Raw genomic sequence first — 25626 nt, forward strand, 5'->3', positions numbered from 1 at the left:
TCTAGCATCCGCTGCGCATTCCACAAGCGGGAGCGAGTCCCTGTAGGAATTTTTTTACCCGGATTCCCCCTCACAACAACCTAACTCCGGGACTGAAGACTCATCCTCCCCCGACCGTCCCGGCGGCGTTCTCATTTCTCAAATCCCCCGCTTGTGTTCTTTCCGGCCATCTGCTATATTTATAATATAAAAAGCTCTTAAACAAAGGAGAAAAAATGGTCTTTAAAATTGCTCTGATCCTGAAAGAACATTTCAGAGAAAAAATCAACAGCTACATGCCGAACAAACCGGACGACGTCGTTTTTGACTTCTTTCCTTATACTACGATTCAGGAAATCCAGGATGTTTTTCTTTCTATCAAGGATCAATATGACGGATTTTACGTCAGCGGCCTGATTCCGCTGCAGGCTATCAAAATAATCGGTGAACAGAGCAGGGACGCCATCATCGCCCATTCTTCCGTTAATGTGGAAAATGTGTATCAGGCCCTGCTTCATCATATTGTCACGTCCGGCATCGAGAATGTCAACCTCTCCCGCGTCGGAATGGATTTCCTGGACGATGAAAAGACATTGGAGGAATTGATACGCGAGGAGAAATTTGCCCAGGCCGCCTACACCTATGAGAAACGCTGGACCAGCTTACAGACGGTGGACGAGATTGAGCAGGAGGAACTGCGTGTCCAGGATTTCTATGTGAAACAGTGTCAGGAAGGTAAGCTGGATATTATTATCACCTATTATTACAGCGTCCTGGAACGTCTGAGGGATAAGGATATCAGCTGCTATTACGTCTACCGCGGCGAGTGGGCCTTCTGGAACAGCATGGAGGAGTTGAAAAAGAGCATTTTCATCAAGAAATTCAATAAGAACCGGTCCGCGGTCATCCATATCAATACCGATAATGCCAGAGAGCTGTACCGGGATAACTATGAGCAGTTCCGTCACCAGCTTATGAGTACGGTGCTGCAGTTTAACCAGCAGCATTTAAACAAGGCTATTTTTAAATCCAGCTATGATGCGATGGAACTTTATATGGATTATGAAACCATGAACCTGCTCACAGACGGGTTCCATAGCTGCCCCCTGTTCACCTTTCTGACGAAATCGATGGATTTTCACGGCTCGATCGGTTACGGCATCGGGGACAATATCTATCAGGCCCGCTTAAATGCCATCAATGCCAGCCACTTTGGCCGGAACATGATGAAGGACAGCATGGGCAGTTTTCTGCTGGATCAGAATGAGTCCCTGACCTTCCTGTCGGCCGGCGGTTCCTCCGGCTCGGGCTCTCTCTTTAAAATCAGCGCCGACACCGTCTCTGAGATTGCCGACAAGGTAAAACTCTCTTCCGAAACGGTAGTCCGTATCGCGGAAGTCCTTCTTTCCCTGAATACGGAAGAGATCACTTCCCAGGATTTGATCAACAGTCTGGGAGTTTCCCTCCGCAGCGCCAATAAATTTTTATCCAATCTGGAAAAGGGCGGTTACGCCTCCGTATGCGGCCAGAAAAGAAATGGAATCAAGGGACGCCCCGTGAACATCTACCGGGTGAATTTTGATTTAAGTCCGTCTTAAAAGGCGGCTGCACTGTCCGGCAGACATAATACTTTATCTATGCAGGCAACATAAAAGAGGCTCGCGGATGCCAATACAGGCACCCGGAGCCTCTTCTACTTGCCGGTACTATTACTTCAGCCCCATTACTTCAGTCCCGTTACCTCAATCCTATTACCTCAGTCCCGTTACTTCAATCCTATTACCTCAGTCCCGTTACTTCTCAAAATCTTATTTTAATTCGCATTCTTCCTGCCTGTAAAAGTTAATCAGGCAGCCCTCACGCAGAATCCTCCGCTCCGTTTTGCTTAGATACCCTAAGGACAGAGTAATTTTATGCGGACTCTGCGACCTGTCTTCCGGGAGCACATAAGCTTCCGTTTCGCTCTCCTCCGACTCAAGCAGCTGCCTGATGCCGGGAATCCAGATAAAACTTCCCGTCTCAAACTCCGCCCCGTCCGCGCAGGTAAAGGGCAGAATCCCCCAGTTAATCAGATTGGAACGGTATCTCTTCGTCGCGTATTCGCGGCAGATGTTGGCCCAGCCGCCAATCACTCGCTGGCAGGTTGCCGCGTATTCCCTGGCCGAACCGTCGCCCGGCTTTTGGGAACAGAGGACGCTTCCGATACAGGTCCTTCCTGCGTTAAACGGCAGTCCATTTGCGGTCAGGCAGGCCGCGGCCTCCCTCAGCTCCCCGTCCGTCTCAAAGGGGGCCGCTCCTTCCATCAGCGCATCTTCCCATTTTTTTACCGCCTTGCAGCGGCCCACGTACTGCGGTTCCCTGGCCGAGAGGGCGTACTCCGCCAGTTTTAAAAGGTTTGAGCGGTAAGAGGAACTCTCCCCTCCCGGAATCAGTTCGTCGGTCGTCGTCACGGGATCGTCAAGAACGGCCGAAACCTTTAAAAGCAAATCGTCGTTCAGCGCCGGAATCACAGGAATGTCCTTGATATTCGGCCCCTTTTTAAGCTCCACGCTCCGGTCCGCCTTTCCGAAGCAGTCGAGCACTCGGTTCTCGTACAGCTTCGGATTAAAATAGTAGTTGTACTTTGTATACGTTCCGTCCCACTCCGTCGCCGGTGTCAGGAATCCTTTATTTCCGGCGGTTGCGGCGATGCTCAGCGCATCCATCAATGCAACCGACGCTAACTGACCGCTCTTCGGCCTGGAGCCCTCACGGTTTGAAAAGTTCCTGGTCGTATGGCGTATGGAGAAGCCCCCGTTAAACGGAACATCCCCCGCCCCGAAACAGGGTCCGCAGAAAGCGGAACGTAAGTTTGCCCCCGCCTCCAGAAGCGTTGAAGCAATCCCCTTCTCCACCACCTCCTGGAACACGGGCTGGCTGGCCGGATAAATATTTAACTGGAACACATCGTTTCCAATGGAGCTTCCCTTCAGAATATCCGCCGCCTTGCTGATGTTTTCGAATATTCCTCCCGCACAGCCTGCAATCACTCCCTGATCGACTCTCAGACGGCCGTTCTCTATCTTGCTTCTCAAATCCATCTTCAGGCCGAACTCTTTCATCTGCTCGCTGCATCTTTTCTCGGTCAGATTCAGGATATCCTCCGTATTCTCATTCAGCTCCTCGATCGTATAGGCATTGCTCGGATGGAAAGGAAGGGCGATCATAGGCCTGATTTTTCCCAGGTCTACTTCCAGAAGATAGTCATAATGAGCCAGTCCGGCGGGCCTGATTGCCTTATAATCGCTTTCGCGTCCGTGGATCTTAAGCCATTCCCTGACGCTGTCGTCCGTCTGCCAGATTGTGGAGACGCAGGAGGATTCCGTCGTCATCACATCGATCCCATTTCTGAAATCCACACTGAGGTTTGCAATTCCCGGGCCCGCAAATTCCATAATCCTGTTTTTCACAAAACCCTCGTCAAACACATTCCTGATAATATCGAGAGCCACATCCTGCGGCCCTACTCCCGGCGCCGGCGCCCCCTTCATATACACGAGGACAACCGGAGGGCGTACGATATCATAGGTTCTCAGAAGAAGCTGTTTTACAAGCTCTCCGGCCCCCTCGCCGATGGCCATGGTTCCGAGAGCGCCGTATCTGGTATGGCTGTCCGCCCCCAGAATCATCTTTCCGCCCCCGGCAAGCTGCTCCCTGATATACTGATGAAGAACCGCCTGATGGGCCGGAACCATGATTCCGCCGTACTTTTTCACCGCCCCCATCCCAAAGAGATGGTCATCCTCATTCAGTGTCCCGCCCATTGTGCACAGGCTGTTGTGGCAGTTGGTCAGGACAAAAGGAATCGGAAATTCCTCCACGCCGCAGGCAATCGCCGTCTGCAGCACTCCCATATAAGTCATATCGTGGCTGACCAGCGCATCAAATTTGAGCTTCAGGTTTCCCATGTCGGAAGACGTATTGTGCGCTTCCAGTATGGACCACGCCATGGTTCCCTGAACCGCCGCTTCAAGCTCCTGTTCTGAAAACCGGCCTCCGGCGGTCAGGGATTCCCTATCTTTATCACATACAATTCTTTCGCCGTCTACCAGGTAGACGCCGTCATATTCTTTTCTCATCGCAAATTCCACCTTGTTGTCCCTAATCATAACGATTCCGTTCGTTTCCCGTTCCGTCGGGACCATTATCCTTCTTTTTTCGTCTGCCTGATTACATCCAGAATCGTTCCGTCACGGCTCTCCACAATTCCTACCACCCGCTCCTCGAATTCCAGTTCCTCCGGCTTTCCGACAATCGAGTAGGCGATATCCCGAAGCTCCCCGATTGTTTTCAGCGGCAGCCCCGTCTCTTTGAATGCGCTCAGTAAATCCTGCCTGCGGGGGTTAACGGCAATGCCGTAATCCGTTACAAGCACGTCTATCACCTCACCCGGAGTCGTCACCGTTACCACCCGGTCACAGACGGTCGGGATGCGGCTGCGCAGAAGGGGGGCAACAATAATCGAACAGTTGGAACCGGCCGCCGTATCGGGATGGCCGCCCGGCGCTCCCCTGACAATTCCGTCGGAGCCCGTCACCACATTGACATTGAAATCGGTGTCGATTTCCAGCGCTCCCAGCACCACATAGTCCAGCCTGTTTACGTAGGCCCCTTTATTCATTGGATTGGCATACTCGGATGTGGAAATCTCAAAATGGCCCGGATCCTTTTCAACCGACTCGACCGAGGCGGCGTCAAAACACTGGGCGTCCACAATGGTCCGTACAAATCCCTCTTTCAGCAGTTCACACATGGGCTGCGTGATTCCGCCGATGGCAAAACCCATTTTAATATTTTTTTCTTCCAGATAGGGTTTGAGCATCCTGTTTACCGCGAGCGCCGCTCCTCCTCCTCCGGTCTGAAACGAAAAACCGTCCTTGAAAAACGGGGCGCCCGCGATTACTTTCGCACAGTATTCCGCCATTTTCAGTTCCCTGACGTCGCTTGTCATCCGCACCACATTGCTGACAATCTTATCCGGGTTTCCGATCTCCTCCACCTGCACCACGTAGTCCACATCCACCTGCGAAATGCTGGCGGGAAGGTTGGGAAAACCGACGAGACAGTCCGTGACAACTACCACCCGATCCGCGTACTTTGCATCCGCCATGGAGTATGACAGGACACCGCAGTTGCTTTTGCCGCCCACTCCCCTGGCATTTCCGTACTCATCACTGGTGGAGGCGCCGATAAACGCAATATCGATATGTACGTCCCCTTCTTCAATTGCTCTCACCCTTCCTCCGTGGGAACGGATAATGGCCGGGTTTTTCAGTTTGCCTCCCGAGATGGCCTCCCCGATTTTCCCCCGCACTCCGGAGGACTGGATGCCGGTCACCACGCCGTCCTCAATCAGCTTTGCAACCGGGTCATGGGCCGCCCCCAGGGAACTGGCGCAGATGGTTAAATCTTTTATTCCCATAGCCGCCACGGTCTCCATCACCATGTTAACCACGTAATCTCCATCACGGAAATGATGGTGGAAAGAAAGAACCATGCCGTCCCTGATGCCGCATTTTCTAAGGGCATCCTCCAGGGAGGGCAGAAGCTTCTTTCCTCCCTGCATATTGCTTCTGACCGCCGGAGCCGCTTTTTTGTAGCCTGCCCCGTCGCGGTAACCGGGGCCCTGATACCCCTCTTTACCATACCGCTCTAATATTTCATCCGGGATTTCTCTCCCCACTCGATTGATCATGGCCGTCTATTTCCTTCCATTTTTTTCCATTTTTTTGTTCTTGACTTGCTGAGTCAAACACTATATGATTTATCTGTATATATTATTCGACATTTTATTACATCTTTTGTGCATATTGACTAATTTCTTTTTCAGCAGTAAGGAGGCCGAATTCATATGGAATTCCGGGAATTAACCAACATTTTAACAATCGCCGAGGAGGGCAGCCTGTCGAAAGCCGCCGAAAAGCTTTTTGTAAGCCAGTCCTCGTTAAGCCAGTTTCTCAAAAGCTATGAAGCCTCCATTGGCTGCTCCCTCTTTGTCCGCACTTCCACTGGAATGCGCCCCACCGAAGCCGGTGAACGCGTCCTGGAAGCCGCTCACCAGATTGTTGCCATCGGCAACAATTTACAGAATGAACTCTGGGACATCGCCAACCTTTCCACCGGCAAGGTGGCCCTCGGCCTTACCCCGTTCCGCGGTTCCTTTGTACTGCCCGATATCCTTCCGGCCTTTTACGCCAGATATCCGCAGATTACAATCCATACGGTGGAAGCCAACACCCAGACACTGGAAGATCATCTTCTGCGCGGCATTATCGATGTCGCCCTGCTGACCTATCCTCTCATCAACAAGAAGCTGCCCACCGAGGACGCCTATGAGGAGGAGGTATATCTGGCTGTTAACCGGGATTCCCACGTCCTGGAGCTGGCCAAACACGACGCGGTGACGGGGCGCACCTATGTGGAGTTTGAGGATGTGATGCATGAGCCGTTCATTCTACTCTCAAAGGGCCAGCGGCTTTTCACCCTGGCGGAGAGCCAGTTTGACAAATACGGCTGTAAACCCCATGTCATCCAGAAGACCCAGAATCCCGAAACCAGCATCCGCCTGGCCGAACAGGGTCTTGGCCTGGCATTCATGGCAGGTTCCTATATCCACCCCATTTACAACGGCAGTTATAAGCTCTCCTATCTGTCCATCGGCAGGGAGGGACTTCACCGCAAGCTGGTCTTTGCGTTCCCGCCCAACACCTACCGCTCCAAAGCAACGATGGCTTTCGTGGAGATGGCTTCCAGGCTGCTGGCTCCCGGAGGCAAGTTTTCCTAGAGCCGCGCCGCCCGTGTTTCATGCCCTCCAATCGAACCGGAACCCATCCAATTGAATTGGAACCGTCATGCGCCGTTATGCCCGGGCTTTTCTTTTTTTCGCAAGCATGGGGCCGAATACGCAGGCAATGCTGGCTATCGCCAGTACCAGTACGATCGGCCTTGTAAATATCTCCCAGAAGCTGTCGTAGGATTCAATGGTCCGAAGCAGCTCATTGTCGGCGGTCTTACCAAGCAGAAGTCCCAGTATCAGAGGCATAATGGGAAATTCTGCTTTTTTCATTGCCCAGCCAATTACTCCGAACAGCAGCATCAGCCCGGCATCAAACAGGGTATTTCTGTTGGAAAACGCGCCCAGAAGCGTCAGCACCAGAATACAGGGGACCAGATATTTTGTCGGCACCTTTACAATGTAAGCGGCAAAGGCACAGAGCACCAGTCCCAGAATCAGCATGACGAACTGTTGGATAAACAGGGAAGAAAACGCCATATAGATGACATCCTCGTGGTCGATAAAAAGTTTTGGACCCGGGTTCCATCCCTGAAGCACCAATGCCCCGAGCATCATCGCAGTGGAGGCCGAGCCGGGAATACCGAGCACAAACAGAGTTGCAAGGGCTCCGCCCTCGGATGCATTGTTGGCCGTCTCACAGGCGATTACGCCTTCCGGGATTCCCGTTCCGAACTGATCCCCCCGTTTGCACCACTGCTTCGACTGGTTGTATCCCATCATACCGGCCACGGCCGCTCCTGCTGCCGGCATGATTCCGATAATCACGCCGAGAAGGGAACAGAGCACCGCCTGCACGGGACGTTTCAGCACCTCTTTAAAGCCCGAAATAACCGCCCTGAATCCGGTGGAATGGTTTCCGTTCTCGTCCGTCATCATCTTTTTTCCCGCCAGATTAATGATCTCCGGCATTGCCAGAAAACCAATCAGGGCCGGAACCATCGGAATGCCGTCCATCAGGAACATATTACCGTAGGTTCCCCTGATTGTACCAAGGGAACTCATCCCGATTGTGCCGAGAAGAATTCCAAACAGGCCCGCGTACACGCTCTTCAGCGTATTTTTTGCTAGACTGCCCACGCAGCTCAAACCGAAAATCGCCACCATAAACATCTCAGCCGGTCCAAATTTCAGGGACAGCGTCGCCAGGGGTTTTGTGGCGAACAGCAGGAAAACGCAGCCGATCAGGCCGCCGATAACGGAGCTCATCAGGGCAATTCCCAGCGCTTTTCCGCCTTCTCCTCTCTGATTCATCGGATAACCGTCCAGCATGGTCACCATATTGGCCGTCGAACCCGGCGTATTAATCATAACGGCCGTAACCGCCCCGCCAAATAATCCTCCCGTGTAGATTGAAAGCAGGAAAACAAGGGCAGTCAGCGGCGGCATCTTGTAGGTAAAGGGCAGCATCAGCGCAATCCCCATACTTCCCGTCAAACCCGGAAGGCAGCCGAGCACCAGTCCGATCGCCACTCCTCCGAACATATAGAGGAGGTACTGCATTTGAAAAATAACCGAAAATCCTTCTATGAAATGTTGCATTCTGTTCCTCCTCCCCTAAAATCCCAGAAATCCAGCCAGCAGCGGAATATGCAGCCCGATCTTAAATACCGCATATAAAATCCCGGTGACGATGAGCGGCAGTAAAATGTAAGGCAGCGGCTTTTTGACCTGCATAATCAGTAACAGAACCGCCAGCAGAACCGCAGTGGTAATGATAAATCCCAGATGAGGCATGACGATCACGTAAACCGCCATGGACACCACCACGAGGAATGATTTGAACAGGACCTGTTTCTCCTCCTGTGATATCTGCAGCGCCCCTTTATTTTCTTCCCGCTCCCTCTTCCACTCCCTGATATCGGTGAACGTATTTACCGCAAACAGAATCACCATCACGATAAAAACCGGTTTTATCAGGTACTGGTTCTTTTTGCTGTATCCCGCAACCTCGATAAAATAGGTTGCCGACCAGAGTAATACAATGGCAGGAATGGCCAGTCTTTTTATAAGCGAACCCATTTTTTGTCCTCCTTCCGTACTGCGGCAGCCCGACGGCCCGCCGCTTCCCCTCCTGAGACCGCGGTTTTCCCGCTGTCTGTTCTGCCCGATATCCGAAGATGCGGGATACCGGGCAGCAGTTTTCTTGTTTTATACTCACATGGAATATTCTTTTTCTATGCGTTCTGTCTTATTCCTCTTTCAGCCAGTCCTGGTACTGTACGACGAGTTCATGAAGCTGAAGATTCAGTTTATTGCTCTCTTCCGGTCCGCGGAACGCCGATACGGCAAGCTCGCCGCTGGACTCTAAGAACTTCTGGTATTCCGGATTCTCGAACGCCTCTTTATAGGTATCTATAAGCGTCTGGTAACGATCCGGGTAGTTCTCTTTTACCCCCTTCTGGACTGCAAACAGACGGCAGGAACCAAGGGAGCCGGGGATCTTCAGATCCGGATACACTTCGTCAAAGCTTGGGGTGTCGGGCCAGATGGCGTTTCTGTCGGAACCGCAGACGGCAAGCACTTTTGCCTGATCGCCCAGTCCCATATCGCCGTTGGCGGAACCCGTAATGAAGTCCACATGGCCGCCCATTAAAGCCGTACGGAAATCATTGCCGCTGTCGTAATAAATTGTCTTGTAATCCAGGTTGAATGCCTCGGTCAGGATGCCGAGCAGAATGGAACCGGCTCCGCCCGCCGTAAGACCCACTTTAATTTTCCCCGGGTTGTCCTGAATCGCCTTGACCAGATCTTCGATCGTATTATAAGGTGAGGTGTCGAGCACCGTAATCGTGGTCGGATCGATCTGCTGCATATTAATCAGGTCAAAATCAGAGATATCGTAGGTAGCCCCCTGTAAAACCTGATTGCCGCTCAGGTATGTCTGGGTTCCGCAGTAGATATTCGTGCCGTCCGCCGGAAGCGTCTGGTAGTATACCGAGCCGACCATGGTGGACGCGCCCTCCCGGTTCTCAACGACAAAGGTGCATCCCGCCGTCTCCTCCCAGTAGGGAAGAATTCCCCTGACCATCAAATCGGCGCTTCCTCCCGCCTTAAACGGAACAACTATCGTCAGTGTCTCTCCCTGGGGCCAGGTGCTCTCCCCCTCCTCTGCCTTGCTGTTTTCCTCCGCCGGAGCTGCCGCTTCCTTCTCTTCGGCCTTTGAACCGGTATCCGTTCCCTTTGCCCCGCCCGAACTGCAGCCCGTAGCCGTAACTGCCATCATTGCCGCCATTGTCAGTGCCATCACTCTTTTTTTCATAGGTACTCCTCCTGTTTTTTGATTCTTTTTTTATCGGACGTCTTCCCCACTTCTTCCGTCCTTTTCGATGGTTTTATTTTATCAGATAATTCTGAATTTGAACAATACGGATTCCCACACCCACCCTATCAGTTTTTCTAATATCTGATATCTGATCTTACTATTGGCGTTTTGAAATACTTTTCAGTATAATCGCAAGTAAATACAGTATGAGGAGGTTGTTATGGAAATTTTAAATACTGCCATAGCCGGTACCCTGGAATCCAGCGATGTCCAGGTGATGGTGGAACCGGCGGCCGGGGGGATTGAACTTGAGCTTGAAAGCAGCGTTATCAACCAGTACGGAAAGCAAATCCGGGCGGTTATCATGGAAACACTGGAACGGCTGGAAGTAAAAAATGCAAAGCTGCGCGTGATTGACAAAGGCGCGCTGGACTGTACGTTAAAGGCCCGGGTGGAATGCGCGGTTTTCCGCTCCAACCATATTACGGAGCAGCTGCCGTGGGGAGGTGCGATTCGATGAATGAGAATAAGAACAGACTCAGAAGAACCATGATGTTCCTGAACTGCCAGAAACCGGGCCTGATCCGGGATCCTTATATCTACGGCGCGGACTCCATTATTCTCGACCTGGAGGATGCGGTTGCTGCGAACCAGAAAGATTCGGCCAGATACTCTCTCTATCACGCCTTAAAGGAAATCAATTACCGCGGAGTGGAGCGCGTCGTGCGCATCAACGGGCTGGACACGCCTTACTGGAAGGAAGATATCCGTGTCTGCGTTGCCGGCGGCGCCGACGCCATCCGGATCGCCAAGACGGAAACGGCGGAGGACGTAAAGGCCGTGGAGGCCGCTGTCCTCTCCGCCGAGCAGGAATTTCACAGGCCTGAGGGCAGCACGCTTCTCATGGCCGCTCTGGAATCCGCAAAAGGCGTGTTAAATGCGCTCGAAATCTGCGGCTCCTCCGAGCGGCTGTTCGGCATCGCCCTCAGCGGAGGCGACTTCACGAAGGATATCCAGACCACCATCACGGGAACCGGAGTGGAGCTGGCCGGGGCCAGACAGCACATGATCCTGGCTGCCAGGGCCGCCAAAATCCAGTGCTTTGATACGGTCTACACGAACCTGGATGATATGGAGGGATTCCGGAAAGATGTGGAAATGATCCACATGATGGGCTTTGACGGCAAATCTATCATCAACCCGAAGCAGATCGCGGTGGTGCATGAAATCTTCACTCCCTCGGAAAAAGAGATTATCTATGCGGAAAAGCTGATACGCGCGATTGACGAACAGAAAGAACAGGGCATCGGTGTCTTTACCGTGGATGGGAAAATGGTGGATATCGCCTTTTACGACGGAGCCGTGCGGACGCTGAGTCTGGCCCGCGCCGCAGGGCTGTCTGTGAATCTCTGATTAGAGGATGTGATTAGAGAATATACAACGAAAAGCACGCTTCGCGAACTTTTCATTGCCAATCAATGCAAAGAAACTGCCCGGCAAAAGCCCCGGGCAGTTTCTTATCTACGATACTATGTTTTGTTATTGATTTGGATACCGGGCGGTTGTTATATTACCAGACTACGATAGAAACAGCCATCAGGATACTCTGTGTAATAACAAGTGCAATGAAAAGCGGTACAAACCATTTCCACCACTTATCAATCTTGACGCCTGCGATACCACAGATAATCGGTGTCATGGCGGTAGGCCACATGATGTTGGAAAGGCCGTCGCCAAACTGGAATGCCAGAACGGCCGACTGTCTGGAAATACCAATTAAATCTGCCAGAGGCGCCATGATCGGCATGCTTGTTACCGCCTGACCGGAACCGGACGGGATGAAGAAGTTGAGTCCCGTCTGCACCAGGAACATTGCAATTGCAGAAATCGCTCCCGGAAGATTGGAAAGCGGAATAGACAGATAATAAACAATCGTATCAATGATATGGCCTGCTTGGAGCACTACCAGAATACCGCGGGCAATACCAATCATCATACAGGCAACCGCAATCTCGGAAAAGCTCTTGGCCACTTTTTCCGCAATCACATTAGGTCCCCAGCCCATAATAAATCCGCTGACAAGACCCATTAACAGGAAAACAGCGCTCAGTTCGGCAAAATACCAGCCTTTTGTCTTTGTTCCCCAGACAATTACGATAATACCTACAACAAGTGTTGCAAGAACAAGTTTTTCCCTTATGCCAAAACGCTCATTTTCTATATTATCCGAATCCATGGTAAGGGTGTCGAAGTTATCCCCATAAACAAGGCTCTTTGACGGATCCGCCTGGATTTTCAGGGCATAACGTACGACGTATACGGAAGCGACGGCAATCAGGACAAGATGACAGACAATTCTGAAACCTGCGCCGGACATCTGAGGGATGTCGGCAATACTCTGGGCCATTCCGACCGTAAACGGGTTCATAACGGCGCCGCTGTAACCGAGCCCCGTACCAAGGGCAACGATGGCCAGACCTACGATTGCGTCATATCCCATGGCAATCGAAATTCCTACGAAAATCGGGATAAACGGGAACATCTCCTCAAATACACCGATGGTGGAGCTGGCGCATCCAATCAGGGTGATAAATACCGGGATGATGACGGCTCTTGCGGAGCCTTTTAACACTCTCAGCATGCTGGCAACGAGACCGTTAAATGCGCCGCTGGCGATAATCAGTCCGATGGAAGCATAAGAAATAAATACGAAGAATGTTACTCCCGCTGCATCCACAGTACCGTTGTAGAGTGACTGAACAAGGGTGAAAAAGCCTACCGGAGTGGACTCAATGATGTGATATGTACCGGGAACTACCATCTCCCTTCCGGCATCATTCAAAGCACGTTCGAATTCACCTGCGGGAAGAATCCACGATGCAATCGCACAAATAATAATAATTGAAACAAGAAGTACATAAATATGAGGCATTTTAAACTTTTTCTTTTTGGTTGCGGACTCACTACTCATATGTTCTCTCCTCTCATAAGACAGACCCGTTTACTTACTTTCTCTTCTCCACCTGCTCCTGAAACTCCGCGTAAACCTTATTCCTGAACTCTTCGTCATTAAATATCTTAAGAGCCATCAGGGACAGGATACAGGCCCCGTTTTCCATTGCCTTTTCCGCCTGCGGCAGGGCCGTTGCATCCCTGAACGCCTCGGTGTGCAATGCATAGTCTTCATCCGTGATTGCAAGCAGCGGCTGGATCGCCGGACAATGATAGCTTACATTTCCCACGTCAGAAGAACCGCTGGCCGCCTCTACCCCCGTTGTAGGCATGCCAAAGGACTCAAACCGGTCAATTACTTCCTCCTCCAGTGTCATGTTGCGGACCATATCCGCAAATTCGAACACCGTTGTGAATTTCACCGTGCAGTCGAGGGCCATCGCCGCACCGTCCGCACATTTCTTTACCATCTCATCCACCGCTCCCATGGATTTCATCGTAGCCGTCCTGAATTCCATTCTGAGCTTCACATAATCCGGTATGATATTGGGTGCTTTTCCTCCTTCCACTACGATACTGTTGACATGGACATCCGGTGTGAAACATTCACGCCTTGCATCGATCAGGTCCATGAATTTCCTGGCCGCCGCCAGGGCGCTCTTTCCTTCCCAGGGAGCGGCTACCGCATGGGCCGCCTGCCCGTAGAATTCCACAAAGTAGCAGCGCAGGCTGAGAGCATCCATATCCGCCCGGCACTTTCCTCCGGACCAGCTGTGCATCATCATGGCCAGAGACATGTTGTCAAATATGCCCTGGGCCGACATGCCTATCTTTGCGCCGTTCTCTTCCTCTGCAGGAGTTCCGATTACATGAACCTTCCCCTTATAGCAGTCCTTCAGATCTTTTAAAGCAAGTCCCGTCAGCACCGAAAGGGAGCCGTGAAGATTGTGGCCGCAGCCATGTCCAATTTCAGGAAGCGCGTCATACTCCGTCAGAATCGCCACCTCCGGTCCGTCCCCGTTGTCAAACAGGGCATGGAACGCCGTCTCGTATCCTGCGTAAGGGTATGTAACCTCGAATCCCGCGTCCTCAAGCACTTTCACCATCCTTCTGCTGGATTCAAACTCCTGATCCGGCAGCTCCGGATGTTCCCTCAGGTAGCAGCTCAGTTCAGCCGCCTTCTGAAAGTGTCCCTCCACCGCTTTCTTTACTTCCGACAGTTTGTATTCTGCCATAGCACACATCCTTTCTGAGTTTCCTCTAAACCGTCTCCGCCGTGCGGAGACACACACCAGGTTCCCAATTAAAGTATAAATCTGCTCTGTCGTTCTCTAATTAAAGCATACTTAAAGAACAGCTCTTTAAAAAGAATTATATCACACCTGTATCTGCTCTGCAATGTTTTTTGTGTATTTTATTTTATTTTGTATTTTTTCAGACATCAATCATATGATGCGGATTTTTGACGTTTCCTGTTTGTTCTTATCCTGCCGCGGCGGAGCTCCTGCGCGGACCGGGCCGCAGTCCGAGCATCCGCCGCGCAATCCGCTCATCCGCCTACTGCTCCTGCGCCGCCGATAATTTGTAAAAATTACAGGTTCAAAGTACCGCTGATAGTTCAATTGGTGCTGTCTTATACTTTTTTCATACTCTTCCTTGATTTTCTCTCCATTTCTGGATACAATAGGCTGTATCACCTAAAGGAGGAACCTATGAAAATTAAGAAAGTTTCGTCGATGATCACCAGAATCATCATTTCTGCAGTACTTATGTTTCTATTGTTTTATTCCATGCTGCCGGCCATCAATTTAAAGGATAAGAATTTTATCATTTATCTGATTTCCTGCATCATCATTTTCCTGGTCGTTAACTTCCTCACCTATGTCAAAGATTTTATTCAGAATCTCAGCAGCGGGCGCGGAATGGAGATGACAAGAGATCCGGTGACGGGCCAGGTCGTCTTCCGCAAGACCCCGGGTGAGAATAAAGGCAAGGTAAATATGGGCAAACCGTTGAAGTACGGTTTCATCGCCATTGCGGTCCTGATTGCACTGATGCTTCTGGCCTCCGCGCTGGGACTCAAGATATTTAATGCCGGACGCTACCGTGACCTGATCACCATCACCGACGGTGACTTCACTTCCGACGTCTCCGAACTTAACATGTCACAGATACCTGTCGTTGACAAGGATACCGCATCCAGGCTGGGAAGCAAGAAGCTGGGCGAGATGACGGAGCTTGTCTCCCAGTTTGAAATTCTTGATAACTACACCCAGATTAACTACAAGGGCACGCCTTACCGCGTTACGCCGCTGTCCTACGCCGATCCGATCAAATGGCTCTATAATATGAAAACCGGTCTTCCGGCCTATATTGCCGTGGATATGGTAAACCAGGACACCAATCTTGTATGGCTTGAATCGGGCATGAAATACTCAACCAGTGAATATTTCTTCCGCAACATTTACCGCTATATCCGTTTTAAATATCCTACAAAGATGTTTGAAACCGTCTCTTTTGAGATCGACGACGAGGGTACTCCTTACTGGGTTGCTCCGACTATCGCCTACCGGATCGGCTGGTGGGACGGCAAGGATATTGACGGCGCCGTGCTTGTAAACGCAGAGACGGGAGAATCGGCTTACTATGACAAGGCCGATGTTCCTCAGTGGATCGACCAGCTTTACGATTCCAACCTGATCATTGAGCAGTTGGACGACAACGGAAGATTCCAGAACGGTTATATCAACTCCATCTTCGGCCAGAGAAATGTGCGAAGAACCACCTACGGATACAATTACCTGGCAATCGATGACGACGTTTATCTGTATACGGGTATGAGTTCCGTTACCTCCGATGAATCCAATATTGGTTTCGTGCTGGTTAACTTAAGAACAAAAGACACCCAGTTCTATGCGGTTCCCGGAGCCACCGAGCTGTCTGCGATGGAGTCCGCCAAGGGCCAGGTTCAGCATTTGAACTACACCGCTACCTTCCCGCTGCTCCTGAACATTTCCGACAGGCCGACCTATTTCATCTCCCTGAAGGATGCCGCAGGACTTGTTAAGATGTACGCGTTCGTCGACGTGGAGCAGTACCAGATTGTAGGAACGGGCCAGACGATCGACGAGGCAAAGAGAAATTACCGCAATGCCCTGAACCTGGAAGATGTGGAACTTCCCGAAATCAAGGAGGGAACAGAGATTTCCGGTACCATCGACGCCATTGAGAGCGCCGTTGTGGGCGGGAATACCTGCTACTACTTCACCCTGAAGGGAAGCACGCAGGTTTATACGGCGGAGATTACCGTATCGGAGAAACTTCCGTTTATGAAGGCCGATGAGCAGGTGAAATTCAATTATACGGATGAGGGGAATGTGCGGGATGTTATAGAGTTTATATTTAATTGATGAGGGGACGCCGGAGGGATGGTGGCAGGCGGGATGGTGAGGTGGATCGAGGGGGCTTCAGTCCCGGGGAAGGTTGTCGTGCAGGGGAATCCGGACGAAAAAATTCCTGCGGGGACCCGCTTTCGCTTGTGGAATGCGCAGCGGTACTAAGGCGTCACAATACGACGCCCAAGTGCCGGCGGATTCCAATGTCCCCTTCGGAAAGTTTTCGTCCTCCTTCCCCCTTTTGGGAAGATTATCGACGGGACTGAAGCCCCCACGCCATAGTAAATCGCCCGCCCGCCACCATCCCCCGGCTGACTGTCCCCTCCAGCAAGTGCGGGGCAGGTATTGCCGCTGTCACTACTCGTTTCCTGTCAACATTCACTCTTATTAAGTTTATAACTTAAAAAAGGCGCTTTTTCTGATATCAGAACATGATTTTTGTTCCACATCGGAAAAAGCGCCTTTTCTTTTTTAAGATTATTTTTGCCCCTTTATAGTCTTGAAACCGGTTATAAAAAAATAGAAATTTCAACTGTAATTTGCTAACTTTCCTTCACTGACTGCGATATCCAGAAACCTTAAAATCATCGGATGCATATAGTGGGCGCGACCATATCTCCCCCTGATGAAGAAACAGGACAATTCAGCAGCCTCCGGCCCGGGGACGGGATGGCGGTAAGCTTCGCGTCTTCAGTCCCGGCCATAACCTTCCCGGTGGGGGAGGAGGAAGAAAAAATCGCCGAAGGGAACGTTGGAGTCCATCGGCACTTGGGCGGCGTTTCTCAGGCGCCCTAGTGACCGTTATGCACTCCATAAGCGCAAGCGGTTCCCGTAGGCGATTTCTTTCTTCCGGATTCCCCACCCGCCACCAAACTAAAGCCCGGGACTGAAGACTCATAACCTCCCTCTCACCATCCCGTCCCCCGACCGTCCCGGCGGCGTCCTCATTTCTCACCACTACCTCCTGTTGAATTTCCCTCCCATTTCCGCTATAATACTAATACTGCCCTGAAAACCGCCGGCTCCGTACAGACTCTTACATAATGCACCGGCCTCATCGCAGTACCATACGTAGGGAGGACAACACAATGAAAAGTGACGATATAATCATGAAAGCAGCCATCATCCACATCCTGGATTCCTCGGTCGGCATCCCGGTGCTCTCCGATCAGGCCATGGAGATTGGCCCGGATTTTTCCGATTTTTTAAAGGCACATATTGAAAAAATTACCGAGAGCGACGATATTAAGCAGTGCCGCTTTTCCGACAGTTCCCCTTTAAAGGAACTGATTGAGAACTGTACACCGGAGAACTTTGTGGCGACCAGCAAACAGCTTGCCGAGAATCTCTATGATATCATGAACTCCAACATCGACATTCCAGCCGCCGATATTGCCATCCTGGTGTTCAGTTGTGCAGGTGACGACTATCTGGCATTTTTGAAGATGAATTATAAAACATCCTATACCCATGCCACCAGAGAGGCCGACGGCGGCAACCGCAATGATATTATTCTTCAGCGCGCCCTGCTCCCTGCGCAGGGACAGAAGCTCTCCGAGGCCTTTGTCGTTAACCTGTCGGACGGCAGCATTCTCCTGACCGAGAAAAAATATGAGGTCAACGGTGAAAAACGGTTCTATTTCTCCGAGCTGTTCCTGGAATGCCACGCTCCCCTCTCCCAGAAATCCAAGCTGGATATCGTAACAAGAGCGGTGGAACAGGTAAATAAGAAATATTACGGCGATGAAGCTCCCGAGCGCAGAATGGAAATCAAAAATGTTCTCTGTACCGAGCTGGAGGAGCAGGGGGAGATCAAGGTCGCCACAATCAAGGAAAAGATTTTCCCGGACAGCCCCGATATGCAGGTGGATCTGGACGAGAAGCTGGACAAGTATAATATGTCCTATGAAACCGTCCAGCCAAAGAGCGAGCAGACCATCAAAAAGTTCCAGAAACAGCATCTGACCACCGACACGGGTATTGAAATCTCGATACCGATGGAAGAATACAGAAATCCGGATCACGTGGAATTTATTACAAATGAGGATGGAACCATATCCGTGCTGATCAAAAATATCGGACAGCTTACAAGCCGGTAACCGCCCGGTCGCCGGTAATCAAACCGTCGTTAAAAAAAGAATGATCCGGAAGACAGGAATTATCTTTCGCATCATTCTTTTTTTGCTGTTTTTTCTATTACACCTAAAAACACATATCAGTTATTACGTTCCCATCTTCATCGGGATATGTATAGCACGGGATGCCATACCGTTCAAAGCACCACCCGCCCATCCTTCTCGCACCGCTTTCATGCCGCCTTTTTTCTTCCAAACACCGTGATCGAAATAACGGATGCCAGTATAAAAAGAACGCCAAGCCCCGTCTTCACGCCCACCGCTTCACCGAAGCAGACAACTCCCAGCACAATGCTGGTGAGAGGTTCAAAGGTGCTGAGAATTGCCGTTTTCTGCGCTCCGGTCATGGCTATGCCGAGCTGGAACAGCACACAGGCCACTACAATCAGCATAAAGGAGAAGCCGAACGCGGCCGCCCAGCCTCTGGCCGTATGAAACAGCACAAAGGTTCTCGTGACCAGCGAAAGCGCAAAGACCATCACGCCCGAAACGAGGGACATATAAAAATTCGTCTTGAACGGCTTCATAAATTTCAGCGTGCTCCGCTCGAAATACATCATGTAAAACGTATAGGTAACCCCGGATGCCAGGGCCAGCAGGATTCCCATCATCCCGTTTTCCTGCCCCGGTTCATAGAACAGGACAAGGCCGATCACACAGAAAACGACCGAGGCAATCTTGGTCCACGTTGCCTTCTCTTTAAAAATGAATACCGATGCAAGAATTACGAGCACCGGATAGCTGAAATGAATTGTGGTAGCGCTGCCGCTTGAGATATAGTTGTAAGAGGAAAATAAAAGGATTGGGGTCAGTGAAAATCCAAGGCTCAGAATAATAAACTGACCGAGCTGGGACACCGTAAGCCGCATCCCGTAATCACGCTTTTTAAGCTCTCCCGCAGCCTCCCTTTCCCTTTTATCTTTCGCCTGTTCCCTGAGCGCCAGGATAAACAGCACGGGCAGCGCCAGGCTGTAACGGTATACGACCAGGCTGACCGCGTTGCATCCCTCGGCATACAGGTATTTTGCAACAATCGGCATACACCCGAATATAATTGCTGAAATGACAGCATAGACAGACCCTTTAACTTCTTTCATTCCACAGTTTCTCCCAGGTTATTCTTAACTTTTCTGTAACGATTCAGTACTTTCATCGTGACCGATGTGAAACAGCAAAACCGGCCGCACCGCCCGGTATCCTCCCACAGGCCGCCGGTCTTTTCACCGGTCATTCGTCCGGCTGAGCAGGCGGCGCCGCTTTCCGGCTCCGGACTATATCATCTTTCTGTATTCCTGCTTCCATTTAGTCAGCATCTTTCCGGCTCCGGCCATCCGCTTAATCGGATCCCGGTCAAAAAGAGTTTCCACTTCCTTTACTTTTCCATCCTCGGAGGCGTCCTTAAGAACCGTCTCAAGCTCTTCCTTCCATCCGTCCTTTTCCTCTTTCGTAATCAGGGCTTCATACCGTTCCTTTAAGGTCAGCTCCGGGTTCAGCAGCGTAAGCTGGTAAATCTTCTTAAGCGTATCCCTGTTCTTCTGGAAATTGTAGGACATGTCAAAAGCCGCCATCGCCTTTTCAAACCAGAATATCCCCGCATAGGAAGCGCCGATATTGTTCCAGATTTTCGAGGTGAAATCGTCGCTTAATGACTTAATCCGCCAGTCATCCAGGATTTTCTCATAGTAAAGTACGGCGGTTCCGTACTGTTTCAGCCTGAAATAGAAATCGGCCGTTTCTTTTGTAAATTCCGCGGCGCTCATCTTTCTGTAAGCCGCAATCTTCTGCCGGAATTTGTTTATCTCCCTCGCCGTATAGTAGTAGCATTCCTGAAGGATGATAAAGATCATCTCATCGGGGTCCTCCCCACTTTTTTTATAGGCCTCCAGCTTTCCCGCCAGAAACGCCATATCCAGCTCGGAACGGATAAAAGTAATCAGGTTGTCGTCGATAAAGCCTCCCATGGCCAGCAGGGGATTGTTATAAATCACATAGCAAAGCTCCTGGGAGGATGTGATGTGAATTCCCAGACGATCTATAAAATATGGATGTTTCACCGGCTCATGCCTGCAAAGTATCAAGCTCATAATATAACCTCCTGCTTTATCACCGTATCCCCAGCAGGGTAAAGCTCGCCGAACCCCTTATCCTTTATCACCGCCACCATTGTCCGGTCATTGGAAAATCCCAGCGACAGTTCGATTCTGGTCGTCCGGTCCGGACGCTTCGGAAAATCGGCCAGTTCGATTTTTACCAGCTTTTTCCGTTTGGGATCCAGCGGGGAAATCGTAAATTCCACCTCCGGAGTCCCCGTGACGATAAAATCCACCGTGCTCTTTGCCTCATACCAGTTGTCCCCGGCCGCGGCCAGGACCAACTGCCCCTCTTTATCGTGATTCAGGACCTTTAAGGAGACCGTTGTCTTAAGCCTGCCCTCGCAGATGCAGATAAAGGGATAAGATGTTTTCTCCTGCAGGTAATCGGCGGCTTTCATCAGCGCTCCCTTGGAAAACAGGCTGTTTTCCACGAAAACTCTTCTCCGGCTGCATACCTGCTTCATGAATTCCGGCGCCCACTCCGTATTTTCAAATCCCTTACCCGTCAGTACAATGGCCGAAAACAGCCGCTTCTGAAGAATGCGGTCCGCACAGGAACAGAGAATACGGTCCGCCAGTCTGGCCCCTGCCGTATTATCAAGCACATCCAGGTGGAATCCTTCATCCAGGTTATCGTAATCGGCCACCACCTGCATCTGCCGCAGCCCCCTCTGTACCTTCAGTTCATAGTAGCGCAGGCTCTGATTGCTTAAATCAAACATCCCGACCTGGTTGCTCCAGACTTCACGTTTCTGGCTCATGACATAATAGACAAAGCTCTCCGTATGGCTGATCAGATGCACCCTGTCACGCGGAATCTTCAGGTAATCGGCACAGTAAAGAAGACTGTCCATCAGTTTTACCTCAAGGCAGTCCACTGCAATGACCAGGCTGGCCACATCCTCCTTGCCGGAGGCTTTCTTCGGCAGTTCCAACGCTTTTTCAAGGAACATCTTAAGGAGATAAATCCCCTCATACTTGATGCCTCCGATTGTGGCGGTTCCGTCCTTTTGCACCTGTGTCAGGAGCTTATCCTCCATGATCCCGTCACCGACCAGGGTATGGGCGTAAGCTTCCTCCTCCACATACCATTCGTCGATATTCTTGTTCTTGCACACGACTGTGGGTATTACCCAGGTCTGTTCCGGCTCCATGCACGAAATATGTGTGTAGTTATCACATAAATCAATTCCTATTACAAGTCCGTCCATTCTCTAAAAGTCCTTTCAAGGTCACTTACATTCCTGTTCTCCGACTGCCCAAAAGCGCAGTTATTAGAACAGCCGCTCACTGCAATGAGAACAGCGCTGCAACCGCTGCATCCTTCTTTAAATATTCTTCCATCTGTTCTCTCAGGGCCGCCTCGTTCTTCAGTTCCAGGGAAAGACTTATCTCATTCAGGCAGGCAAAACGGTTGCCCGGCGTCCTGGTCGTCACCTCCCGGCAGGAAATGCTTCCCTCCGCCACTTTCTTCCGTTCCCCGTTTTCGTCCTCCAGAATCTGATATTCCATAATCTCGCCCTCAAACAGAACCTTCTCCCGGATATAAATCCCCTTATATACGGGACGCATATCCTCGTAATGGTATTCCTCCTCTTCCGGAAGAATCCGAAGGCGCAGATACGGCTTTGTCTCCTTATTACCATGATATTCGATGATTTCCTTATCCAGAATATTGCCCGGTACCATAATGAACTTTGCGAGATCCTTAAAATAGGCAAAAATCATCCCAGCCTCAATCAGGACATCCACAACCGACTGGCACAGTTCCCTCTGCTCATCCGAAAGCACAGGGAGAGTGGAATAATATTTGGTAAGCGCCAGCAGATAGATGTCCGGCACCTTGTCTTTCTCCACACTGTTGTTGACAGCGGCTTCCAGATAGGCAAAAACCTTGTCTTCGGTCGTCCTGTCATAGAGGAAATACTCCACGCTCTTCACGGTAAAATACGCTTTTACCACGTTCTCACTCGTCTTTTTCCTGGATGCATAGAGTTCGAAGACACGGTCCATCTTCTCCGTGCCGCCGGTAAACAGCATCTGCGCCACGAGACGCTCCTCCAGATCGTAGGTTTCCACGTGTTCCTTGATTCCCTGCATCAATACCTGGTACATCTGATCCACGGTACCGTTAAAGTGCTCGCACAGGTAATCGAGAATGACGCTGTCGTTCTTCTCTTCCAGGAACACCTGATAGGCCAGGTGAAGCAGTCTGTCGTCCTCGTCGAAGAGATTTTGGAGCACCATCTTTGTGCACAGCTTCAGCAGGCGTTTAACCTGGATGCCCTCCGTACCGTAGCGGCAGATCATCTCATAAGCTTCCGAATAATAATTCTGTCTGATTAACGTCTCGCAGACGCCGCTTCTCTCCTGCCTGGTCAGAGAATCCTTGTCCAGGCACAGCAGATAGGCCACGCTGTTATTCCTCGTGCCGTCCTCACTCTCATCCACCATTTTTTTGTAATACTTCACAATCGAAGACATGATACGTGAACGGAACAGCGGATGAAGCTTCATCTTCTGATCCGCCAGCTCCAAAAGGGCTGCGTTGTCTTCACTCAGCTCCTCTTTCTCCATGGCCTCATAGCAGGCATTGACGAACAGAACCGGGTGATCGGGATAAACCTCAAAACAGCATTCCAAAAGCTCGTCCACCTCTTCCATGGCCGGCGTCCTGTCATACCGGATATTCAGGTACCGGTTCCCGTAGGCGTCCTGGAACAGGATAATATCGCGCTCCGAGAAAAGAGGCACATAGGCCACTCCGTCGTGGAGCGGATAAGCATCCTCCGTCATCAGCTCCTCATGGCGTACCACCACATACCGCATTGCGGCGTCACGGCAGCTAATCCGGTTCGACTTAAGCACCACCGGCAGGGATTTGGCCATCTGGGTGTCAATCAGTTCCTTATAGATCATATGTTTATAAATGACCGCAAGGCGGCTGTTGATTCTTCCGGCAAAAAGCTGCTCAAGCGCAAACTGTTCAATCGCCCTCTCATAGAGACGGTAAATATCGGAATCACGTTTTGTGTAGCTCAGGATATTTCTGTAGAGCACGGAACGGCTGTGTGCATCCAGCTCCGTGGCATAGGAAAAGTACAGAAGCACTTCCCTGGGCAGAAGCTTTCCGTAGTCTCCCGGCAGGGAGTAGAGAAAATACTCATACAGTCTGGTCAGACTGATTCCCGCTTTGATAGATTTGTCGTACCATTCAAAGTAACGGTTCCCACGGCAGTTGCCCTTTATCATCATGGAGCAGATGGAAGAAAGAATCTCCTGCTCCGGATATTTCTCATATAATGTGCAGAGGAGCTTCAGATAAAGTTCCTTGAATCCCTTGGCGCTGTTCAGGGCCTTCGCCGCCGCCAGAGCCAGTTCGCGGCTCATCATGCCGCGCTTTGCGCCGAAATGGAGGGCATGAAGTTCAAAACGGGCCATATTCCTTAAAAATCCAGGCTCCTTTTCCAGCAGCTTCAGGCACTCGACATACAAAAACGGACTGTGGCAGCCGTCCTTGAACTCCTGCTCCATGCTGATAAGGACCGTCACCGGATTTTCAAATAACTCCTCATTCACCTTCAGTAACATCAGATAGAGCATAAAATCATTCTGCCCCCGATCCTCGTCGGAGCAGTATTTCTGAAGCAGACGGATCAGGGAATCTTTCTGCTCGTGATCGTTCCAGATCTTCACCTGGAGATACTGGTAAAAGCAGTAAAGCTCCTTCTGCTCCAGCCGCTTCGCCAGAACCCTGTCCCTGACCTCGTCGAGAATCAGGCACGCCTTGTCCTGACGTCCGGTCAGGACGTAGATTTCCGCCTGTAAAAGAGGCAGGAGCAGATTCTCGCTCGTCATCTTCATCAGATCCAGCTCTTTCTGCATCTGGTTCAGAATCAGGGCATCCTCATACATACCGCTTTCGTATTCCAGGCGCAGCTCCAGGTATTCCTTCAGCTCCTCCCGGAATGCGGCGCGCTCCGCGTCGGCTGATTTGCTGCTCAGTGTGGCTTCCACCGGAATCTTTGTAATGCCCCTGGCCGTCTTGATCAGGACGGCGCCGTAATTTCTTCCCGCGTGAAGCCGTTCGGAAAGAATGTTAAACGGCAGCCTGAGGGTCCCGTCCTTAAAATCGGCCTGGGTTGCACTCTTTTTCGGCAGATGGATGAAATCTCCGTCCACCGAGGCCTCAAGGTAAAGATAGCCCCATGTGTCGTTTCTTATCGTGATGGAATCTTCCAGGAGCCTGCCCGGATTGTCATATACCTTCTTCCCGTCCTCGATCATCAGACGGATAGGGTTCTTGACACCCAGGGCAACCAGAAATTCTTCCATGAAATTCTGTCTGCTCCCATGTCCTTTCAGTCCATCGTAAATAGCCCTTGTATGCATGTCCTGCATAAAGGGCGCTTCTCTAAAATCCTGGTACTCTAAAAGGCGCAGAGCCGTATCCATATCATGCTCCGCGACTTCTAAAAAGTCTTTTGCCGTATTCAGGTTCCCGAGTATTCTGCCCGATGAGGCGAGATCTACGTGGAACAGATAAGGGATTTCCTTCTCCCCGCAGTTTGTTACAAGATAAAAGGAACCGTCTATCTCATCTCCCGCGGATAAAAAAGAGGTATCCACTTCATAGACTATATGATTCCGGAGTCCTCCAAACGTATTATTGTCATTTGGAATGCGCACGCGGATACTGGAAGAATAGACAAACCCTTTTACATTCAGGCCATTCTCGCTGCCGATAAAAATCTCCCTCTTCACGGTCGTGCCGACCCGTACGGTTTCCTCAATTACATCCGGCGTCCATATTATCTTCGGAAGTTCCGAATCGATAATTCCCTTCGCCAGACGGTTAATCCTTTCTTTCATATCTTACCACCTGCTGTCGCTCTCGTTGGTAATTATTCTATCATACTTTGTCCGCAATTACACTACATAAATCGACTTTTTGTCACTTAATTCGGTAATTCAT

At 50.8% G+C, this 25626-nt stretch carries 18 protein-coding genes; 6 read left to right on the plus strand and 12 right to left on the minus strand.

What is annotated here, in order from left to right; genetic code table 11:
• The first annotated feature begins 215 nt into the window (after positions 1–215).
• Positions 216–1577, plus strand: coding sequence for a hypothetical protein (locus tag QZT18_RS13685; protein WP_294148555.1), 1362 nt, complete (start codon positions 216–218; stop codon positions 1575–1577).
• Between the two features lie 210 nt (positions 1578–1787).
• On the opposite strand, the gene QZT18_RS13690 is transcribed toward QZT18_RS13685, so the two are convergent.
• On the minus strand, positions 1788–4163 hold the full coding sequence (locus QZT18_RS13690; RefSeq protein ID WP_366925884.1) for a hydratase: 2376 nt from the start codon (positions 4161–4163) through the stop codon (positions 1788–1790).
• Positions 4163–5713, minus strand: a complete 1551-nt coding sequence (citF, locus tag QZT18_RS13695; protein WP_294148556.1) for a citrate lyase subunit alpha — start codon at positions 5711–5713, stop codon at positions 4163–4165. Before citF ends, QZT18_RS13690 begins: the two co-directional genes overlap by 1 nt.
• 156 nt (positions 5714–5869) lie before the next feature.
• Here citF and QZT18_RS13700 point away from each other — a divergent pair, with 156 nt between their 5' ends.
• Positions 5870–6802, plus strand: a complete 933-nt coding sequence (locus QZT18_RS13700; protein ID WP_294148557.1) for a LysR family transcriptional regulator — start codon at positions 5870–5872, stop codon at positions 6800–6802.
• 75 nt (positions 6803–6877) lie between these two features.
• Here QZT18_RS13700 and QZT18_RS13705 read toward each other — a convergent pair whose 3' ends face one another.
• The 3 genes from QZT18_RS13705 to QZT18_RS13715 form a co-directional block, all read right to left on the minus strand.
• On the minus strand, positions 6878–8353 hold the full coding sequence (locus tag QZT18_RS13705) for a tripartite tricarboxylate transporter permease (RefSeq protein WP_294148558.1): 1476 nt from the start codon (positions 8351–8353) through the stop codon (positions 6878–6880).
• Positions 8354–8368: 15 nt separating this feature from the next.
• On the minus strand, positions 8369–8833 hold the full coding sequence (locus QZT18_RS13710) for a tripartite tricarboxylate transporter TctB family protein (RefSeq protein WP_294148559.1): 465 nt from the start codon (positions 8831–8833) through the stop codon (positions 8369–8371).
• Between the two features lie 169 nt (positions 8834–9002).
• Complete coding sequence (locus tag QZT18_RS13715) at positions 9003–10073, minus strand: tripartite tricarboxylate transporter substrate binding protein (RefSeq protein WP_294148560.1); 1071 nt, start codon at positions 10071–10073, stop codon at positions 9003–9005.
• A gap of 223 nt (positions 10074–10296) precedes the next feature.
• Between QZT18_RS13715 and citD the strand changes: the two genes are divergently transcribed.
• A complete protein-coding gene (gene citD / locus QZT18_RS13720; RefSeq protein ID WP_294148561.1) occupies positions 10297–10596 on the plus strand; it encodes a citrate lyase acyl carrier protein in 300 nt (99 codons plus the stop codon).
• Positions 10593–11489 carry an aldolase/citrate lyase family protein gene (locus tag QZT18_RS13725; RefSeq protein ID WP_294148562.1) on the plus strand — a complete coding sequence of 299 codons (897 nt, stop codon included), beginning with the start codon at positions 10593–10595 and terminating at the stop codon, positions 11487–11489. The genes citD and QZT18_RS13725 overlap by 4 nt, the downstream gene beginning before the upstream one ends.
• A 157-nt stretch (positions 11490–11646) precedes the next feature.
• Here the strand turns inward: QZT18_RS13725 and QZT18_RS13730 are convergent, their stop codons facing one another.
• Both QZT18_RS13730 and QZT18_RS13735 read right to left on the minus strand, forming a co-directional pair.
• Complete coding sequence (locus tag QZT18_RS13730; RefSeq protein WP_294148563.1) at positions 11647–13047, minus strand: YfcC family protein; 1401 nt, start codon at positions 13045–13047, stop codon at positions 11647–11649.
• A gap of 34 nt (positions 13048–13081) precedes the next feature.
• Positions 13082–14263 (minus strand): amidohydrolase, encoded by a 1182-nt coding sequence (locus QZT18_RS13735; protein WP_294148564.1) that lies wholly within the window; start codon positions 14261–14263, stop codon positions 13082–13084.
• Positions 14264–14740: 477 nt separating this feature from the next.
• On the opposite strand from QZT18_RS13735, the gene QZT18_RS13740 reads away from it, so the two are divergent.
• Positions 14741–16438 carry a CvpA family protein gene (locus QZT18_RS13740; protein ID WP_294148565.1) on the plus strand — a complete coding sequence of 566 codons (1698 nt, stop codon included), beginning with the start codon at positions 14741–14743 and terminating at the stop codon, positions 16436–16438.
• A 1073-nt stretch (positions 16439–17511) separates the two neighbouring features.
• Entirely contained in the window at positions 17512–18522 is a 1011-nt protein-coding gene (locus tag QZT18_RS13745) for a nucleoid-associated protein (RefSeq protein WP_294148566.1), read from the plus strand.
• Between the two features lie 209 nt (positions 18523–18731).
• Here QZT18_RS13745 and QZT18_RS13750 read toward each other — a convergent pair whose 3' ends face one another.
• The 5 genes from QZT18_RS13750 to QZT18_RS13770 all read right to left on the minus strand — a co-directional run bounded on the left by QZT18_RS13750 (position 18732) and on the right by QZT18_RS13770 (position 25523).
• A complete protein-coding gene (locus tag QZT18_RS13750) occupies positions 18732–19655 on the minus strand; it encodes a DMT family transporter (RefSeq protein ID WP_294148567.1) in 924 nt (307 codons plus the stop codon).
• The gene (locus tag QZT18_RS13755) at positions 19652–19789 is read right to left on the minus strand and encodes a hypothetical protein (RefSeq protein WP_294148568.1); all 138 of its coding nucleotides are present in this window, start codon (positions 19787–19789) and stop codon (positions 19652–19654) included. Before QZT18_RS13755 ends, QZT18_RS13750 begins: the two co-directional genes overlap by 4 nt.
• Before the next feature lie 40 nt (positions 19790–19829).
• A complete protein-coding gene (locus QZT18_RS13760; protein ID WP_294148569.1) occupies positions 19830–20642 on the minus strand; it encodes a hypothetical protein in 813 nt (270 codons plus the stop codon).
• Entirely contained in the window at positions 20639–21862 is a 1224-nt protein-coding gene (locus QZT18_RS13765) for a DUF5716 family protein (RefSeq protein ID WP_294148570.1), read from the minus strand. Before QZT18_RS13765 ends, QZT18_RS13760 begins: the two co-directional genes overlap by 4 nt.
• A gap of 76 nt (positions 21863–21938) precedes the next feature.
• A complete protein-coding gene (locus QZT18_RS13770) occupies positions 21939–25523 on the minus strand; it encodes a DUF5717 family protein (protein WP_294148571.1) in 3585 nt (1194 codons plus the stop codon).
• Positions 25524–25626 lie beyond the last annotated feature (103 nt).

The organism is uncultured Clostridium sp. (assembly GCF_900547735.1).
In the GTDB taxonomy this organism is placed as follows: domain Bacteria; phylum Bacillota; class Clostridia; order Lachnospirales; family Lachnospiraceae; genus Otoolea.

What these genes read in the sequence shown, in the direction of transcription:
- QZT18_RS13685 (WP_294148555.1), top strand. Translation starts at nt 216, where the DNA reads ATGGTCTTTAAAATTGCTCTGATCCTGAAAGAACATTTCAGAGAAAAA.
- QZT18_RS13690 (WP_366925884.1), bottom strand. Translation starts at nt 4,163, where the DNA reads ATGGTCCCGACGGAACGGGAAACGAACGGAATCGTTATGATTAGGGAC.
- citF (WP_294148556.1), bottom strand. Translation starts at nt 5,713, where the DNA reads ATGATCAATCGAGTGGGGAGAGAAATCCCGGATGAAATATTAGAGCGG.
- QZT18_RS13700 (WP_294148557.1), top strand. Translation starts at nt 5,870, where the DNA reads ATGGAATTCCGGGAATTAACCAACATTTTAACAATCGCCGAGGAGGGC.
- QZT18_RS13705 (WP_294148558.1), bottom strand. Translation starts at nt 8,353, where the DNA reads ATGCAACATTTCATAGAAGGATTTTCGGTTATTTTTCAAATGCAGTAC.
- QZT18_RS13710 (WP_294148559.1), bottom strand. Translation starts at nt 8,833, where the DNA reads ATGGGTTCGCTTATAAAAAGACTGGCCATTCCTGCCATTGTATTACTC.
- QZT18_RS13715 (WP_294148560.1), bottom strand. Translation starts at nt 10,073, where the DNA reads ATGAAAAAAAGAGTGATGGCACTGACAATGGCGGCAATGATGGCAGTT.
- citD (WP_294148561.1), top strand. Translation starts at nt 10,297, where the DNA reads ATGGAAATTTTAAATACTGCCATAGCCGGTACCCTGGAATCCAGCGAT.
- QZT18_RS13725 (WP_294148562.1), top strand. Translation starts at nt 10,593, where the DNA reads ATGAATGAGAATAAGAACAGACTCAGAAGAACCATGATGTTCCTGAAC.
- QZT18_RS13730 (WP_294148563.1), bottom strand. Translation starts at nt 13,047, where the DNA reads ATGAGTAGTGAGTCCGCAACCAAAAAGAAAAAGTTTAAAATGCCTCAT.
- QZT18_RS13735 (WP_294148564.1), bottom strand. Translation starts at nt 14,263, where the DNA reads ATGGCAGAATACAAACTGTCGGAAGTAAAGAAAGCGGTGGAGGGACAC.
- QZT18_RS13740 (WP_294148565.1), top strand. Translation starts at nt 14,741, where the DNA reads ATGAAAATTAAGAAAGTTTCGTCGATGATCACCAGAATCATCATTTCT.
- QZT18_RS13745 (WP_294148566.1), top strand. Translation starts at nt 17,512, where the DNA reads ATGAAAAGTGACGATATAATCATGAAAGCAGCCATCATCCACATCCTG.
- QZT18_RS13750 (WP_294148567.1), bottom strand. Translation starts at nt 19,655, where the DNA reads ATGAAAGAAGTTAAAGGGTCTGTCTATGCTGTCATTTCAGCAATTATA.
- QZT18_RS13755 (WP_294148568.1), bottom strand. Translation starts at nt 19,789, where the DNA reads ATGACCGGTGAAAAGACCGGCGGCCTGTGGGAGGATACCGGGCGGTGC.
- QZT18_RS13760 (WP_294148569.1), bottom strand. Translation starts at nt 20,642, where the DNA reads ATGAGCTTGATACTTTGCAGGCATGAGCCGGTGAAACATCCATATTTT.
- QZT18_RS13765 (WP_294148570.1), bottom strand. Translation starts at nt 21,862, where the DNA reads ATGGACGGACTTGTAATAGGAATTGATTTATGTGATAACTACACACAT.
- QZT18_RS13770 (WP_294148571.1), bottom strand. Translation starts at nt 25,523, where the DNA reads ATGAAAGAAAGGATTAACCGTCTGGCGAAGGGAATTATCGATTCGGAA.